This is a genomic window from Polyangium jinanense (assembly GCF_028435365.1).
In genome coordinates, this window is sequence record NZ_JAGTJJ010000118.1 from 1 (window position 1) to 15,564 (window position 15,564).

The 15,564-nt window shown below is 68.3% G+C and carries 9 protein-coding genes; 4 read left to right on the forward strand and 5 right to left on the reverse strand.

Features of this window, described 5'->3' with window-relative positions; all coding sequences use genetic code 11:
- The first annotated feature begins 465 nt into the window (after positions 1 to 465).
- A complete protein-coding gene (locus KEG57_RS54110) occupies positions 466 to 972 on the forward strand; it encodes a hypothetical protein (protein ID WP_272428855.1) in 507 nt (168 codons plus the stop codon).
- A gap of 18 nt (positions 973 to 990) precedes the next feature.
- Here the strand turns inward: KEG57_RS54110 and KEG57_RS54115 are convergent, their stop codons facing one another.
- A complete protein-coding gene (locus tag KEG57_RS54115; protein WP_272428857.1) occupies positions 991 to 1,692 on the reverse strand; it encodes a hypothetical protein in 702 nt (233 codons plus the stop codon).
- A 607-nt stretch (positions 1,693 to 2,299) separates the two neighbouring features.
- Between KEG57_RS54115 and KEG57_RS54120 the strand changes: the two genes are divergently transcribed.
- Positions 2,300 to 3,058 (forward strand): hypothetical protein, encoded by a 759-nt coding sequence (locus tag KEG57_RS54120; protein WP_272428858.1) that lies wholly within the window; start codon positions 2,300 to 2,302, stop codon positions 3,056 to 3,058.
- 333 nt (positions 3,059 to 3,391) lie between these two features.
- On the opposite strand, the gene KEG57_RS54125 is transcribed toward KEG57_RS54120, so the two are convergent.
- Positions 3,392 to 3,637, reverse strand: coding sequence for a hypothetical protein (locus KEG57_RS54125; protein ID WP_272428860.1), 246 nt, complete (start codon positions 3,635 to 3,637; stop codon positions 3,392 to 3,394).
- Entirely contained in the window at positions 3,624 to 4,439 is an 816-nt protein-coding gene (locus KEG57_RS54130; protein ID WP_272428862.1) for a hypothetical protein, read from the reverse strand. Before KEG57_RS54130 ends, KEG57_RS54125 begins: the two co-directional genes overlap by 14 nt.
- 244 nt (positions 4,440 to 4,683) lie before the next feature.
- Between KEG57_RS54130 and KEG57_RS54135 the strand changes: the two genes are divergently transcribed.
- On the forward strand, positions 4,684 to 5,841 hold the full coding sequence (locus KEG57_RS54135; RefSeq protein WP_272428864.1) for a trypsin-like serine peptidase: 1,158 nt from the start codon (positions 4,684 to 4,686) through the stop codon (positions 5,839 to 5,841).
- Between the two features lie 511 nt (positions 5,842 to 6,352).
- Positions 6,353 to 11,776, forward strand: a complete 5,424-nt coding sequence (locus tag KEG57_RS54140; RefSeq protein WP_272428866.1) for an AAA family ATPase — start codon at positions 6,353 to 6,355, stop codon at positions 11,774 to 11,776.
- A gap of 84 nt (positions 11,777 to 11,860) precedes the next feature.
- Here the strand turns inward: KEG57_RS54140 and KEG57_RS54145 are convergent, their stop codons facing one another.
- Positions 11,861 to 14,101: a S9 family peptidase gene (locus KEG57_RS54145; RefSeq protein ID WP_272428868.1), complete on the reverse strand. Its 2,241-nt coding sequence runs from the start codon at positions 14,099 to 14,101 to the stop codon at positions 11,861 to 11,863.
- On the reverse strand, positions 14,098 to 15,492 hold the full coding sequence (locus KEG57_RS54150; RefSeq protein ID WP_272428870.1) for an aminotransferase-like domain-containing protein: 1,395 nt from the start codon (positions 15,490 to 15,492) through the stop codon (positions 14,098 to 14,100). Before KEG57_RS54150 ends, KEG57_RS54145 begins: the two co-directional genes overlap by 4 nt.
- Positions 15,493 to 15,564: the final 72 nt, after the last annotated feature.

Sequence of the window (15,564 nt, forward strand, 5' to 3'; positions counted from 1 at the left end):
TCTCACTCGGTAAATGTCGTCAGAGGGGGGGAATGTACCGATCGGAGATGGGACCAATGCTCAGAACCAGGGCAAGCCCTGGACCATTTGGGAAAGAACTGCGCGATGCGCAGTTCTTCCCAAGGCCGGTGGCAAGACCATGAAGGTGCGTTGCACGCTGGCGGCGGGCACGTTGCCTGTTGAATCGTCAGCGCCGCGATCTTGGTGGGCAGGGTCGTCGTGGGTCTTGACCTGGCCTGTTCGATGAACTGCGCATCGCGCAGTTCATCGACCCCGGGTCCAGCGCTTGCGCAGGCCCCGGGTCCAGGGGCGGATAGCCCCGGTGGGGTCTGGGGCAAAGCCCCAGCGCAGCGCCTCCCAAGATGAGACCAATGCTCAGCCCTCGACCTGGATGGGAGACGGTCGACCCCGAAATGGATGTACACTGCCTCAATGAACCAGCGTCGCCCTCGATTTGCGGCCCTCATGGCTCTCCTCCTATTCACGCCTGCCTGCAGCGGATGGCTGCGGGCCGAAGGTGGCTTCACCACATCAACGACGCTCGCGCGGGGCCGGCAAGGCGGGTCCGTGGGGCTCGAAGCCGCCATCGGCGGCGAACATGACCGCGTGGCCCTCGACGTCGCGCTCCGCGCCAAGGTGACGGAGGGGGCAGGGGACGCGTCGCTCTTCATCGGCGGACTCCGCCTCCTGCGTCCCGATCCCGGCGGCTTATATCTCCTCGGCGGCGTGAACGTCTTGCAGCTCGGCAGCGCGGATGGGGATGTCTCGTTCGGCATGTTCTCGCCCGTCGCGGAGGTCGGGCTGGCCATCGATTTCAGGAACCGAAAAACGTCGAATCGCCTCCGTCTGGAGTCGCCGGAGATGCTCACCCTCGGGACGCGGATCGAATACGATCTGCGCTTCACATCGCAGCCGAACGAGGGGTTCTGGACGGTGAACCTCGGCTATGCGCTCGGCGTGGCGCCCCGATGAGGCTCGCGCGTCGCGCCGTCACGGCGTGCGACGTCGTTTCAACGTCTGGCGGTTGTCCGCGGTGCCGATGGCGAGGAAGTCGTCACAACCCTCGGTGTATGCGGTGTACGACGCCAACGACATCGCCGGCTGATGCGAGCTCGCGCAGACGGAATACGTGGTCATGAGCGTGGAACCATCCGTCACGTAGGTCCCCTGTCCCCAGATTTGCAGGTCCGCGCCGTCGAGGGCGGGGATGTCGAAGTCTTTCAGGTTCGACGTCGCGTGGCCCGCGGCGTCGAACACGAGAACACGCAGCGTCTTCGAAGGGGCCTCGGCATAAGAGACCTCCACTTTCACGAGCTCGTACTGGCCCGGCAGGATCACGCCGCCCGTATACATGGCATTGCCGCCGAACAGGACGAAGGGGACCGCGTCGGCCTCGGTTCCGAGGGGCAGCGCGCCGCACTCGGGGTTGGCGATCGTATAAATCGTCGCTTCGAGCGGCTCCGCGCAATTGCCTCCCCCGCCACCCGCGCCACCCGTACCTCCGACGCCGCCCGTGCCTCCCATGCCACCGGGACCGCTGGGCGCGCCGCCGGTCCCCGCCGGCTCGCCGCCGGCTCCCGCCCCGCCCGTGTTGTCATACGTGCGGGTCTCCGCCTCGCACCCGGCTGCCAAAAACCCCGCGACCGCGCCTGCCATCAGCGCCGCTGTCCAGAATGTCCCTCGAAGCGACATGAAGCCCTCCTTGAAGCGCGGAGCCGCGCACGTGCGCACACCCGCAACCCTCCCTCCTGCTACTAGCACTCCACGTGGTCCGCTTGGGGGCCTGCCCAAACAGCCGGCGGGCCGACCCGCCTTCCCTTGGGGGCCTCCCCAAAGGCGCTGCCGACCGACGGGCTCTGCCTTTGGGGCCTCCCCATGACCCATCCCGCTCGCCGGGACCCGCCTTTGGGGCCTCCCCAAGCGACACCCCGACCGTCGGGACCTCGCTTGGGGGCCTCCCCATGGCGCACGCCGACCGACGGGACCTGTCTTTGGGGCCTCCCCATGACCCATCCCGCTCGTCGGGACCTGTCTTTGGGGCCTCCCCAAGCGACACCCCGACCGAGGGGACCTGCCTTCGGGGCCTCCCCATGGCGCACGCCGGCCGCCCGGACCTCGCTTCGGGTCCTCGCCGCTCCGTTTTGGAGCACGGCCGCTCCGTTTTGGAGCACCTCGCCGCTCCGTTTCGATGCGTCGGCCTGCCTTTCCGCGGATTCCAGGTAGGCACGGCCCTTGCCAAACACCCCCCCGAACCCGCCGCGCGACATGCCGTCGCGCCCGAACCAGCGAGGTGTCTCCCATGGCCAATCATCCCTCTCCCGCCAAGCTCTCCCGCGTCGAAAAAGCCACCATCAGCCGGAAGCTTCAACAGAAGCTAGTCGAGCGCGCACAATTCGGCCCCGCCGAGCCAGCCCTCGATATCTTCATTCCCCAGCTCGACGCATTCGCCCTCCGGCTCGAATCCCACGTGCTAGGAAAAAAAGCCGCCCACGCCGCCCTCGTCGCGCACGGGGACAAGGTCGAAATCACCGACGAAGGCGTCGATACATGGGCAAGGCACATCGAATCGTTCCTCGCCATCGAAGGGCGTCGCCGCCACAGCATCTTCGCCTCCGCCGCCCGCGTCCTTTCCACCGCCGCCTTCCCCGAGGGACTCGCCTTCCTCGACGACCGCATCCCCGACGAAAACGCAAGGATGCGCGCGACACTCACCGTGTTACGCGCCCCCGAACACGCATCCACGCTGGTCGGCATCAAGCTGCCCCCCGAATGGATCGATTCGCTAGAATCCGCACTCGACGCGAGCGACCAAGCCTACGCCGACCGCGTCCACGCCCACGGCACCCAGGTCGAGCACGTATACAAAGGCCAGAGCGCCGAAGCAGAATGGGTGCACCTCGTCGGCCGATTGAAAAAGTACGTGGAAAGCCGCGACATCCCCGGAGACGCCGATCGCAAAATGGAGAACCGCGCCCTGCTCGCCCCCCTGACAGACGCCATCGCGCACGCAAAAGCCGTCGCCGCCACGCGCGCAACACGAAGGACGAAGAAGGCCTAGCCGTTCTGGGCCGTTGCGCTGGGGCGTTGCCCCAGGCCCCACCAGGGGCTATCCGCCCCTCGACCCGGACCAGCGCAAGCGCTGGACCCGGGGTCGATGAACTGCGCGATGCGCAGTTCATCGAACAGGTCGCAGGCAAGACCAGCGAAGGCCCTGCCAACCAAGACCGTCGTGACGGGCAACGCTGTCGCTGGTCTTGCCACCGGCCCGCTGGAAGAACTGCGCATCGCGCAGTTCTTCCACCCTCGGTCCAGGCCGTGCCTGGTCCGGGTCGAGGGGCGGACAGCCCCCGCGGGGCCCGGGGCAGCGCCCCGGCGCGGCGCCCCCAGGTGCTCACCTCTGCATTAGGCTTCTCTGGACGTCGCGCGCGGCGTCACGACGCGTCTTGTAGAATGCGGCCGAGGCGGCGGCGACCATGCCGATCACGAACGGTGACCACAGCGCGTATTGCCATCCGAGGTAGGCGCCGCTCTCGGCACGATACGTGGTGTTATTGGGCAGCTTGCACGTATCGGAGTGATGGCGATACCCCTTGTCGAACGTGCCGCCGCGCGGGCACGCCACCTCATGCCCGGCCACCGCGAGGCCTGTCTCGGTGAGGTGCGGGAGGAGCGGTATCCCGACTGATAGCGGCATGAAGCCGGACACACAAATGAGGACGACGAGCGCGTTGCTCGTCGCGGAGGCGCGTGGGCGGTCGCATGGGCGCGCGCGGCTCGTGCGGTCGCGCGAGCGCGGCCCCCGTGTCGAGCGCCGCGACCAGCCCGTCGACTGCCTGGGGCGCGAAGAGCATGCGGCCACGCCCGCTGTGCACGTGCAGCGCGACGAAGCCGAGCGTGTAGAAATCGGCGAACAGCGCGCCCGCCGAGGGCGAGCGCGCCCAGGGCGCGGGATCGGAGGGCGTCGGACGATAGCCATGCCCCTCGGCGGGTCGAACGAAAATGCCGAAGCGCTGATCGAAGTGAGGGTGACCGGTTCGCTGCGCGGGCGGGGGAAAGGGCCCGAACACTGCCTGCGCGCGGTCGTGCGCGCAGATCATTTGATCGGGGAGGGGGAGGTCGAACTCGACGAGCGTGAGCTGCGGATGGATCGGTCCGAAGCCGGGCAACGTGGCCGCGCCCTGGGTGGTATTGGGCGAGAGCGAGACGCGCATGCCGTCGCTGCGCTCGAGCAGGATGCCGAACGTCGGCGCGTCGAGCGCGTTCGGGGCTCCGGGAACGAGCGTGCCGTCGCCGCCGAGCGCGTAATGGCGAATGCCGCGCCGCGCGAGCTCGCCGACCACGGCCGCCCGCGCGGCGTGGTGCCCGCTCCGGAAGATGACGGCCATGACGATGGCCACGATGGCGAAAAGCGTGAAGAGGAGAGGTCCAAGGAGATGCATCGCGTCGCGCCCCGGGGGTCGTGAGGGCGAGGAGCTTAGCCTCGGCCCTCGACCCGTGCGAATGGAACCCGCACGAGAGCGGGAAGATAGCGGGCGCCAGCCTGCGGTTGCTGATACCTCCAGCCTGCGGTCACCCCGGTCCACCCGATCTCCGACGAGGAGCGCTGGCCCCATTCCAGGCTGATTTGCGACCGATCCGAAGGTGGCATGCGTGCTGCACTCCGGCCCAGGAGGAGGACAACGCATGAATCGATCGATCGGGTGGTTTGCCCTTTTCCTTGCGGCTGGCTGCGGCCAGCAAGACATCGAGGCCGAGAGAGCGGCCCCTCCGCGCTTCGAGCTGATGGGGCAGGCCGAGATCCTGGCAGCGTCCCCGGGGGTGACCGACGAGCCGGAGGTGATCGACAGCCATAAGCTCGACCCGGCGAAGGCCAGCGGGGACGATGGCTCGGACGCCCTGATGGTGACCGCGGACGGGCGGCTGTTCCGCGAGCGGGCGCCCGCACTCCGGAGGCGCAGCGACGTGCCCATCGACGCGAACCCCGGGGGCTTCGCGCCCGGCGCGGCGGAGCGTGCGGGGGCGCGCGCGCAAAACCCCGGCGACCCGGAGGGAGCGGACGCGCTACGCGCGAACGGAGGCGAGCAGAACATCGCGCCGACCGCGTTCTGGCTCCAGGGCGTCGACCTGCCCGATCAGCGCTTCCCGTTCACGAGCACGACGTACCCGGCGCGCGCCGCGGTGGCGTTTACTGGGACGGGGAGTTGCTCGGGCGTGTTCGTCGGGCCGCGGCACGTGCTCACGGCGGCGCACTGCATTTACACGATTGGCGCCGGCTGGTCCCTCCCCTCGAACGTCGTCCCGGCCCAGCAGGGCAGTGGGACGGCTCCCCCGTATGGCACGATCAGCGTCACGAACGGCATTGTCCCGAATGGGTACGTCAACGCGACGACGACGGAGGACAAGGTCAAGTTCGATTACGCCATGATCGTCACGGCCGACTCGTCCTTTTCGGTGGGGTGGTTCGGGTTCTCCGGCAGCTACGAGGACACGCTCATCGACGGCCGCGGCTACCCCGTGCCCCAGGCCCCCTGCTACAACGCGCCAGTGTCTGGCAGCGGGGGTTGGGACGCGCCGTGGGGCAGATGCGATGGGTACCAGTACTGGCAGCCGTCGAACATGAGCCAGTACGAGGAGTTCTGGGGCTATAGCTGGCTCGATGGCCAGCCAGGTCAGAGCGGGATGCCATGGTACCGGTCGAATATCGTGTACCTCGTCCACAAGGGCGCCGACGTGGCAACCCACCGGACAATCGCCAAGCGGCTCACGAGCAGCTCGGCCAGCACGATCTGCGACTGGATCGGCGACTTCCCAAGCGCCTACTTCGACCACGACTGCTATTGAGCCGCCCGCGCTGCGCCGGGGTTTCACCCCGGACCCCGACCAGGGGTTGTCCACCCCTGGACCCGGACCAGCGCAAGCGCTGGACTCGGGGTCGATGAACTGCGCGATGCGCAGTTCATCGAACAGCGACGACCCTGCCAGCGGGCAACGTGCCCGTCGCCAGCGTGAAATGCACCTTCATGGTCTTGCCACCGGCCTGTGGGAAGAACTGCGCATCGCGCAGTTCTTCCCCGAACGGTCCAGGGCTTGCCCTGGTTCGGGTCGAGGGGCGAACAGCCCCCGCGGGGCCCGGGGCAGCGCCCCGGCGCGGCGCCTCCAGATGAGCCATCGGGTGCGTGCATGGTCGAGCCTGATCACCACGAGCCATGGCCGGGCTTGCTTCCGTCCCCGCTTCCGGGCGAGCACGACGACGCTCGCCTGCGCGCTTGCTCCGTGCGTGGGCTCCCGAACGCGGTACATAAAGAACGAAGTGGAGGCCCTCGCCGAATTTACGATCATTGACACCGTTCGCGTGAGCGATCGGTTCATCTTCCAGCGTGCTGTGCGGGGGGATCAGAATCGGACGGTCCTCCTCAAGTACCCTGCGGTCAAGCACCCTTCTCCTGAGACCCTCCGCCAGCTCGAGCATGAGCGGACGCTCGCCCGCGACCTCGACGCGGGCCTTGTCCTCCACCCGATTGCGCTGACGCGGTGGGCCGAACGCACGGTCCTGGTTTTCGAGGACTTCCGCGGCGTCCCGCTGAGCCACCTCGTCGGCGTCCCCATGGATGTCGGCCGCTTCCTCCGGATTGCTGAAAAGACTGCGGAGGCGCTCGCTGGGGTGCACGAGCGCCACGTCATCCACAAGGACATCCGGCCGGATAACATCCTCGTCGACGTCGAGACGGCGCAGGTCAGACTCACCGAGCTCGGGATCGCCTCGCTCCTCCCGCGTGAGTACCAGGAGGCTGATCCGGCGAGCTCCATCGAGGGATCGTTCCCGTACATGTCGCCGGAGCAGACCGGGCGGATGAACCGGGCCATCGACCACCGGACCGATCTTTACTCCCTCGGCGTCACCTTCTACGAAATGCTCACGGGCAACCTGCCTTTTCGCGCCTTCGATCTCCTCGAGTGGGTCCACTGCCACATCGCGGGATCGCCAAGACCGCCGCACGAGATTGTGCCTCGGATACCCGGGCCGGTCTCGGCCATCGTGCAAAAGCTCCTCTCCAAGGTCGCGGAGGATCGTTATCAGACGGCCCGCGGGCTCGCCCATGACCTCGCGATTTGCCTCGCGCAATGGGATGAGACCGGCGCCATCCTTCCTTTCCCGCTGGGCCGCGAGGACGTCTCGGAGCAATTTCACCTCCCCCAGAAGCTTTATGGCCGTGACCACGAGAGCCGGACGCTCCTTGCGCATTTCGAGCGCGTCGTGGCGACCGGCGAGCCCGAGCTCGTGCTCGTCTCCGGATATTCGGGCATTGGCAAGAGCTCGCTGGTCCGCGAGCTCGACATGCCTGTTGCCACGGCGCGCGGGAGCTTTCTCGCCGGCAAGTTCGAGGAGACCGAGCGAGACGTCCCCTATGCCACCGTCGTCCGGGCCTTCGTCCAGCTCATCCGCCGGGTCCTCACGGAGAGCGAGGAGAAGATCGCCTCCTTTCGCGAGCGGCTCTCGGAGGCCCTCGGGCCGAATGCCCAGATCCTCGTCGACCTGATCCCGGAGCTTTCGCTCGTCCTCGGCGAGCAGCCCGCCGTTGCGGCGCTGCCCCTCACCGAGGAGAAAAGCCGCTTCCACATGGTCTTTCGCCGCTTCCTCTCGACCTTCACGGCCGAGGGGCGGCCCCTCCTCCTCTTCCTCGACGACCTGCAATGGGCTGACGCCGAAAGCCTCGCGTTGATCCAGGAGATCCTCACCCACCCCGACACGAAGCACCTGCTCCTCGTCGGCGCTTATCGCGACAACGAGGTCACGCCGGCGCACCCGCTGTCCCTCGTGATCTCGGCGATCCGCACGGCCGGCGCGCGGGTCTCCGACATCGTCCTCGCCCCGCTCACCTCCGAGGACGTGCACCGGATCGTCGCCGACACGCTCCAGTGCGACGCCGCGCGGGCCCGCCCGCTCTCGGCCCTCGTCGAAGAGAAGACCGGCAACAACCCCTTCTTCGTCCTGCAGTTCCTCGCCGCGCTCCACGAGCGCGCGCTCATCTCCTTCGATCGGGAGGCGCGCGCGTGGACCTGGGACCTCGGCTCCATCCGGGCCGCGCCGTTCACCGACAACGTGGTCGACCTCATGGCCGCCAAGGTCGCTCGGCTCAGCCCCGAGACCCGCGCCACCGTGGTTCAGGCCGCCTGCCTCGGCTGCGAGGTCGACATGGGCACGCTCGCCGCCGCGAGCCGCATGTCCGCGCGCGACCTCCACGGCGTCCTCTGGGGCGCGCTTCACGCCGGCCTCATGAGCCGCGTCGGCGACACGTATCGCTTCCTCCACGATCGGGTGCGGGAGGCTGCTTATCTCCTGATCCCGGAGGACCAGCGGGCCGCGACGCACCTCGCGATCGGCCGCACCCTGCTCGAGGCGACGCGGCCCGAGGACGTCGAGGCGCGGGTGTTCGAGATTGTCCATCAGTACAACCTCGGCGGCGCCCTCCTCTCCGATGCGGAGGAGCGCGAGCGCCTTGCCCGCCTCGACCTCGTCGCGGGCCGGCGGGCCCGGGCCTCGACCGCGTACGTGAGTGCCTCAGGCTACCTCGCCGCGGGGGTGCGGATGCTCGGCCCCGAGCCCTTCCGAGCGCAGCACGCGCTGGCCTACGCTCTGCACTTCGAGCTCGCCACCTGCACCTACCTCCGCGGCGACCTCCCCGGCGCGGCCGAGCTGCTCTCGACGCTCGCGCCCCACGCCGCGAGCAGGCTGGAAGAGGCGGCGATCCGGCGCCTGGAGGTCGACCTCTACACGAGCATGGACGACCTCGACGAGGCCGTCGCCCGCGGGCTCCGCGGGCTCTCGCTTTTCGGGATCGTCATCCCGGCGCACCCCACGCGCGCGGAGGTGGAGCGCGAGCGTGAGCGTGTCTTCCACCTGCTCGGCGACCGGGCCATCGAGGACCTCATCGATCTCCCGGAGATGACCGACCCCGAGATCGCCGCGGCGCAGGACATCCTCGCCGTCCTCTTCGCGCCGGCCCTGAACACCGATCCCAACCTGTCGATCCTGGTCTACTGCTCGATGGTCAACCAGAGCTTGCGCCACGGCAACTCCGACGCTTCCGCGCTGGCGTATGCCTACTTCGGGATGAGCCTCGGTCCGGCGTTCGGGCGGTACCGGGAGGGTCATCGGTTCGGCAAGCTCGGCTACGACCTCATGGAGAGGCGGCGGAGCACGGCGTACAAGGCCAAGATCAGTTCGATCTTCGGCGACAACACGCTCTTCTGGACGCATCACCTCAAGGAAAGCCTCCCTTACCTGGACACCGCCTTCCGCGCCGCGCTCGAGACCGGCGACGTGACCTTCGCCTGTTATTGCTGCAACCGCATCGTCGTCGACCGGCTCCTCCTCGGCCACCCGCTCGATCAGGTTTCCGCGGAGGCGGAGCGCCGCCTGTCGTTCACCCGGCGAGCGGGGTTCGACGCCTCGACGCAGGTCATCCTCGACATCCAGGACCTCGTCGACAGCCTGCGCGGGCGCGCGACGCCGGACGGGCGCGCCCGCGACGAGGCCGCCCGCGACGCCGTCATGGATGGGTATCCCTGGGCGGTCGTCACGTGCTGGCACTACATCATGCAGCTCACCGCGCGTGTCTTCGCGGGGGATTTCCGCGGCGCCGTCGCCGCCGCCGAGCGTGCCCGGGCGCTGCTCTGGTCGACGGTGGCCCACGTCCAGGAGCCCGAGTTCTGGTTCTACGGCGCGCTCGCGCTCGCCGGCCACCACGACGACGCGGACGCCGAAGAGCGCCCGGCGATCCTCGAGGCCCTCCGCGCGCACGAGCACAAGCTCGGCGCGTGGGCGGAGGCCTGCCCCGAGAACTTCGGCCACAAGCACGCCCTCTGCGTGGCCGAGCGTGCGCGTGTCGAGGATCGCCCGCTCGACGCCATGCGCGCCTACGATGACGCGGTACGCGCCGCTCGGCGCCATGGCTACATCCAGAACGAGGCCCTCGCCAACGAGCTCGCGGGTCGCTTCTACCTCCGCCGCGGCTCGGAGACGAGCGGGGGCGCGTACCTGCGCGAGGCCAGGAACGGGTATGCCGAGTGGGGCGCCCACGCCAAGGTCGCCGAGCTCGAGCGTCGTCATCCGGGCGTGTTCGACGGCGGCCATGCGCCGCTCGCCGCCGCCCTCGTGCCCCGGCCCGAGCAGCTCGATCTCATGGCCGTGCTCCGGACCTCGCAGGCCATCTCCACGGAGATCGATCTCGCGCGCCTCCTCGAGACCTTGATGCGCGCGCTGGTGCAGCGGGCGGGCGCGCAGCGAGGGCTGCTCCTCCTCGCCCGCGACGACGAGCTCCGCATCGAGGCCGAGGCGTCTTCCGGCCCGGCGGGGGTCGTCGTGCGCGTCGCCGCCCAGAGCCCGACGGCGTCGGCCGTCCCCGCGTCGATCGTCAACTACGTGCGCCGGAGCCGGGAGACGGTGATCCTCGACGACGCCGCGCAGCCGAGCCTCTTCTCGCGGGATCCCTACCTCGAATCCCACGGCTCGAGGGCGATCTTGTGCCTGCCCATCGTGCAGCAGGCCCACGTCATCGGCGTGCTCTACCTCGAGAACGATCTCGTCCCCGGCGCCTTCACCCGGGAGCGCCTCATGGTCGTCGAGCTCCTGGCCTCGCAGGCCGCGATCTCCCTGCAGAACGCCATCCTGTACGACGCGCTCCACCGAAGCGAGGCGCAGCTTCGTGCCGTCGTCGACAACACCACGGCGCTCATCTACGTGAAGGACCTCGAGGGCCGGCACCTGCTCGTCAACCGGCGGCTCGCGGAGGTGATCGGTCGCGACGACGCCGTCGGCCGGACCAACGAGGAGCTCTTCCCCGCGGACATTGCCGAGAGCCTGAGTCGTAACGACCGGAACGTCCTCGCATCGATGGCGCCGCTGGAGGTGGAAGAGCCGATGCCTTTCGCGGACGGCCTGCACACCCATCTCTCCGTGAAGGTGCCTCTCCGCGACGCCACGGGCGCCGCGTACGGCGTGTGCGGGATCTCCACGGACATCACCCAGCGCGTCGAGGCGGAGAAGGAGCGCGAGCGCCTGCTCCACGAGGCCCAGGAGGCGCTTCGGAGCCGCGACGAGTTCCTCGACATCGCCTCGCACGAGCTGAACACGCCGCTCACCCCGCTCCGGCTGCAGGTGCAGCTCCTGCGCCGGCGCCTCGAGGATCCCGCGCTGTCCGCGCACCCGAGGCTCCAGGGCTTGCCCCGCCTGCTGGACATCGCGGACCACAGCGTCGAGCGGCTCGAGAAGCTCGTCGGCGAGCTGCTCGACGTCGTCCGCATCGGCGCCGGCAAGCTTTCGCTGAAGCTCGAGGACGTGGATCTCACCACGCTGGCGCGTGAGGCCGTCGAAGGCCTCCAGCACGAGGTCACGGCCGCGGGCCTGACGGTCGACCTCGTCGCCTTCGAGCCCGTCGTCGGCCGGTGGGATCGGTTCCGCGTCGAGCAGGTCCTCGTCAACCTGCTGACGAACGCGATCAAGTACGGCATGGGCAAGCCCATCACCGTCGGCGTGCGCCGCGTGGGCCCGCGGGCCGAGCTCTGGGTGGAGGACCGCGGGATCGGCATTCCCAAGGACGATCAGGCCCGGATCTTCGAGCGCTTCGAGCGCGCCGTGTCGAGCCACAGCGTCGGCGGCCTCGGGCTCGGGTTGTTCATCGCCCGTCAGATCGTGGAGGCCCACGGCGGGACGATCCGCGTGCGGAGCGAGCCCGGGCACGGGGCGACGTTTACGGTCGAGTTGCCGTGCGGGTAGGCGTGTCCGCTGCCGCGTCGCGTGCGCAAAGGGCAGGCGCAGGCCGCACACTCCCAAACGGGCGAGCGCCAGCTCCGGACATCCTCAGCGCGGACCCCCCAGCTCCTTGACGAAGAACCGGTGCACGTCGTCCTTGTAATACTGGAATGCCGACCCCTTGGGGCTATGTGGCTGTCCGGGCATGATGAGCAGCTCGAAGTGTTTGCCTTCGCGAATCAAGGCCTCGGCCATGCGCATCGTCGTGGACACGGACGCGTTCACGTCGCTCGTGCCATGCATCATCTTGAGCGCACCGCGCAGGTTTCGCGCGAGCGACACGTTGGACCCTGCTTCGTAGCCGGCTCGATTTTCGCTCACGAGACCCAGATTCGGCTCCATGATGACCGCCTCCTCCTCGAGGGCCCCGGGCGCCCCAGCATAACCTGCCTTGAACAGCTCCGGCGCGGTCAGCATGCCGCGAAGCGCGAAATAGCCGCCCCAGGAGTGGCCGTAGATCCCGACGCGGCTCAGATCCATGTAGGGCCGCGTGGCGGCCGCCTGCCGCAGTCCGGCGACGTGATCGGGGATCTCGGTCTGTCCCACGCGCCCATAGTTCGCGTCTTGAAAGGCCTTGCTTCGCCCCGGTGTGCCGCGCGCATCGAGCACCATCACGACGAAGCCCATCTGCGCCAGCGAATTCGCCCACCGCGACTCCTCGGTGCCGACGAAGCTCCAGGGCACGACCGATATCCACGGACCGGCGTAGATGACGTCGATGACCGGGTAATGCTTTTTCGGATCGAAGTCCCACGGCTTGTGCAGCACGCCATACAGCTGGGTCACGCCATCGGCAGCCAGGACCGTGAGGGGCTCCGGCGGAGAATAATGCAACTCCGCGAGCGCGGTCGTGTCCGCTTCGGCGTAGCGGAACGGGGCCCCGCCGTCGGTCGAACCCACGTCCCATACCCGCGGTTGCACGCGCGTGGAATGGCCATCGATGTAGTAGCGCCCCGACGGCGCGAGGGTGATCCGGTGGATGCCGGGGTCCGGTGACAACCGCTTCAGGTCCCCTCCGGCGAGGCTCGCGCGATAAAGCAGTCGGTCGTAGGGAGCCGCGCTGTCGGCAGAGGCCAGCAGGAAGATCGCGTCTGCTTTCGGAGCGACGCCGAGCACTCGATGCACGGGAAACGGGCCGCTGGTGACCTGACGCTCGAGTGTCCCCGCGTAATCGTACAGATAGACGTGCCGAAAGCCGTCGCGCTCGGACATCCACAGGAAGCGCTTGTTGTCCTCGAGCGGAGTGACCTGCAGCGACCACCCGTTCTCCGCAAAGTCGAGCGCACCGACGAAGCTGCTCGGTCGGTCCTCACGCAGCACGAGGCGGGTCTTGCCGGCCTCGGGCTCCACCGCCGAGAGTTCCAGCCGCTTGCCATCACGGGACAGATGGAGCACGAGCGCTTCGCTGCCATCGGGGCGCCAGCCCGAAAACCAATCGTAGGTCTCCCCGGGCGCGGGCGGAACTTGGGTCACGCGGCCTTTCGCAGGCTCGACCACGTAGAGCTCCGAACGCCTCAAGGGGGTCCCGACCTTGGAATAGGGCACCATCTTCACCCGCTCGATGCCCGTTTCATATGCGTAATCGACGATCGGTATCTTGTGGACGCCGCGCATGTCGTTGCGAAAGACCAGGAGGAACCGACCGTCGGGAGACCACGCCCGCTCGGGGATCTGCCACTCGTAATTCTCTTCCCCGCGTTGCTCCAGCAGCGTATTGCCATCGCTGCCGACCACGGCGAACCCAGATCCGCGCTGGACCGCGACGGTTCGGCCATCGGAAGACAGGTGATGGCTCGCGGACAGCATCAACGCGGCGCGATCGGTCGGGGCGAGGGCCACGACGCGACGATCGGATAGTCCGAGCGCGAACGACCGGTCCTGAAGCTGGAAGACGATCCTGTGCTGATCGGGAGCGAGCCCGGGAGCGAGCACGAATCCGAGGTTGTCCGGTAGCTGGACCTTCTGCCCGACCACCTGCGAGAGCTGGGCCGAAAGCGCGTCGCGGGGCAGGACGGGTACCATCGTCCGCTCCTGCGCGTCGACCAGGACCCACGTCCCGCGATGCGGACCGACCGCAGACCAGTACACGAATTGATCGCGATCGGGGAGCCATCGCGGCGCGACGAGCGTGTCTCGAATGCGCTCGATGAAGCGGTAATACTTCTCGGCGACATCGAGTCGCGCTTGCAATGGATCGCCTTGGGCCGTGGCCGTCGTGGGAGGCTGCGTCGCCGTCGTCGTAGGCTGGCAGCCGATGACCGCGATCACGAACACGACGAGCTGTCTCATGGCATGACACTCCAGGGTGAGGTGGGCGATTCGTCGAGCAGCTTCGCCAGCACCGCGAGGCCCCGCTCGAGCTCGTTGCGAGATCTCGCCGCGCCGAGCGATACCCGAATGGCGTTGGGCGCGCACCCGGCGCGGGCGGCGAACACGTGCGCCGGCCCGATCAACACGTTCCGCGCGGCTGCCTGCTCCAAAAGCTCCAGCGCCCGCCGGTGCTCCGGAATCCTCATCCAGAGGAAATACGCGGTGGGATGCGCGAGATACGGATGATTCTTCAATATCTCCGCTGCGATCGTTTGGCGGGCGGCGGCCTCGCTGCGCCGCGCGTCTCGAATGGCTGCCGCCCTGCCGTCGTGAATCCATTGCGTCGCGATCTCGGCCAGCAAGGGCGAGCCCGACCAGACGGTCGCTCCGGCAGCGATCTCGAGGCTGCATCGAGCCTCGAGCGGGGAACGAATGAAGCCGACACGGAGGGCAGGGACCGTCGCCTTCGACAGGCTACCGATGTAGTACGTCGTCTCGGGGGCGAGCGCGGAAAGCGGCGGCGGCGCGTCGCAGACGAGCGGAGCGAGCGCGCCGTTCTCGATGATCGTGACCCCATACCTGCGGCAGATCGTCACGACCTCCTGCCGACGCTCGAGCGGCATGATCGAGGTGGTCGGGTTGTGGTTCGTCGGGGTGCAATAAAGCACTTTGGCCCCGCTCGAACGGCATGCCTGCGCGAGCGCATCGGGGATGAGCCCATCCTCATCGACCGCAACGGGATGCGTCGGCAGCCGGAGCCACTGCGCGGCGCCGAGCGCCCCGGGATAGGTGAGCTCCTCGACGAGCACGCCGGTCGTCGTCGCGAGCGCCGACAGCAAGATCACGGTGGCATGCTGCGCACCGCTGCACACGGTGATCTCATCGGGGGACGCGACGACTCCGGTCGACCCGAGCCAGCGCGCGCCAGCGGCCCGTTGCGCCATGGTACCGCCATGCGACTGGTAGCCGCTCAGCGCGGCGAGGTCCGCGCGTGAGCTCAGCTCAGCGAGTGCAGCGGCGAGCGCGCAATGTCCGAGATCGCCAGACATGATCGGCGCCGCGGTCGGGCCGAGATCGATTCGATCCCGGTCGAGCATGGGCGAGTACGCGTTGCGATCGGTGAGATTGTTTACGAATGTACCACTCCCGACCTGGCCACGAACGAGCCCGCGTCGCTCCGCTTCGGCATACGCGCGGGTGATGGTTCCGAGCGACGCCCCGACCGCGTTCGCGAGCTCGCGGTGCGTGGGAAGTCGGTCGCCTGCGCGCAGCTTGCCGGCGCTGATGTCGGCCGCGAGCGCGTCGACGATCGCCACGTACAGCGGCCCGCTGGAGCGTCGAAGGCGTGGTTTCCAGGCATGGCTGGGCATGGACATGTACTAGTGTACTTTCATGAATTGTCATAGTACAATCTTCCGGGCCCAGAAGGCGGGGCGGGGCGG

Coding starts and splice junctions, on each gene's coding strand:
- KEG57_RS54110 (WP_272428855.1), top strand. CDS start 466: ATGGCTCTCCTCCTATTCACGCCTGCCTGCAGCGGATGGCTGCGGGCC.
- KEG57_RS54115 (WP_272428857.1), bottom strand. CDS start 1,692: ATGTCGCTTCGAGGGACATTCTGGACAGCGGCGCTGATGGCAGGCGCG.
- KEG57_RS54120 (WP_272428858.1), top strand. CDS start 2,300: ATGGCCAATCATCCCTCTCCCGCCAAGCTCTCCCGCGTCGAAAAAGCC.
- KEG57_RS54130 (WP_272428862.1), bottom strand. CDS start 4,439: ATGCATCTCCTTGGACCTCTCCTCTTCACGCTTTTCGCCATCGTGGCC.
- KEG57_RS54135 (WP_272428864.1), top strand. CDS start 4,684: ATGAATCGATCGATCGGGTGGTTTGCCCTTTTCCTTGCGGCTGGCTGC.
- KEG57_RS54145 (WP_272428868.1), bottom strand. CDS start 14,101: ATGAGACAGCTCGTCGTGTTCGTGATCGCGGTCATCGGCTGCCAGCCT.
- KEG57_RS54150 (WP_272428870.1), bottom strand. CDS start 15,492: ATGCCCAGCCATGCCTGGAAACCACGCCTTCGACGCTCCAGCGGGCCG.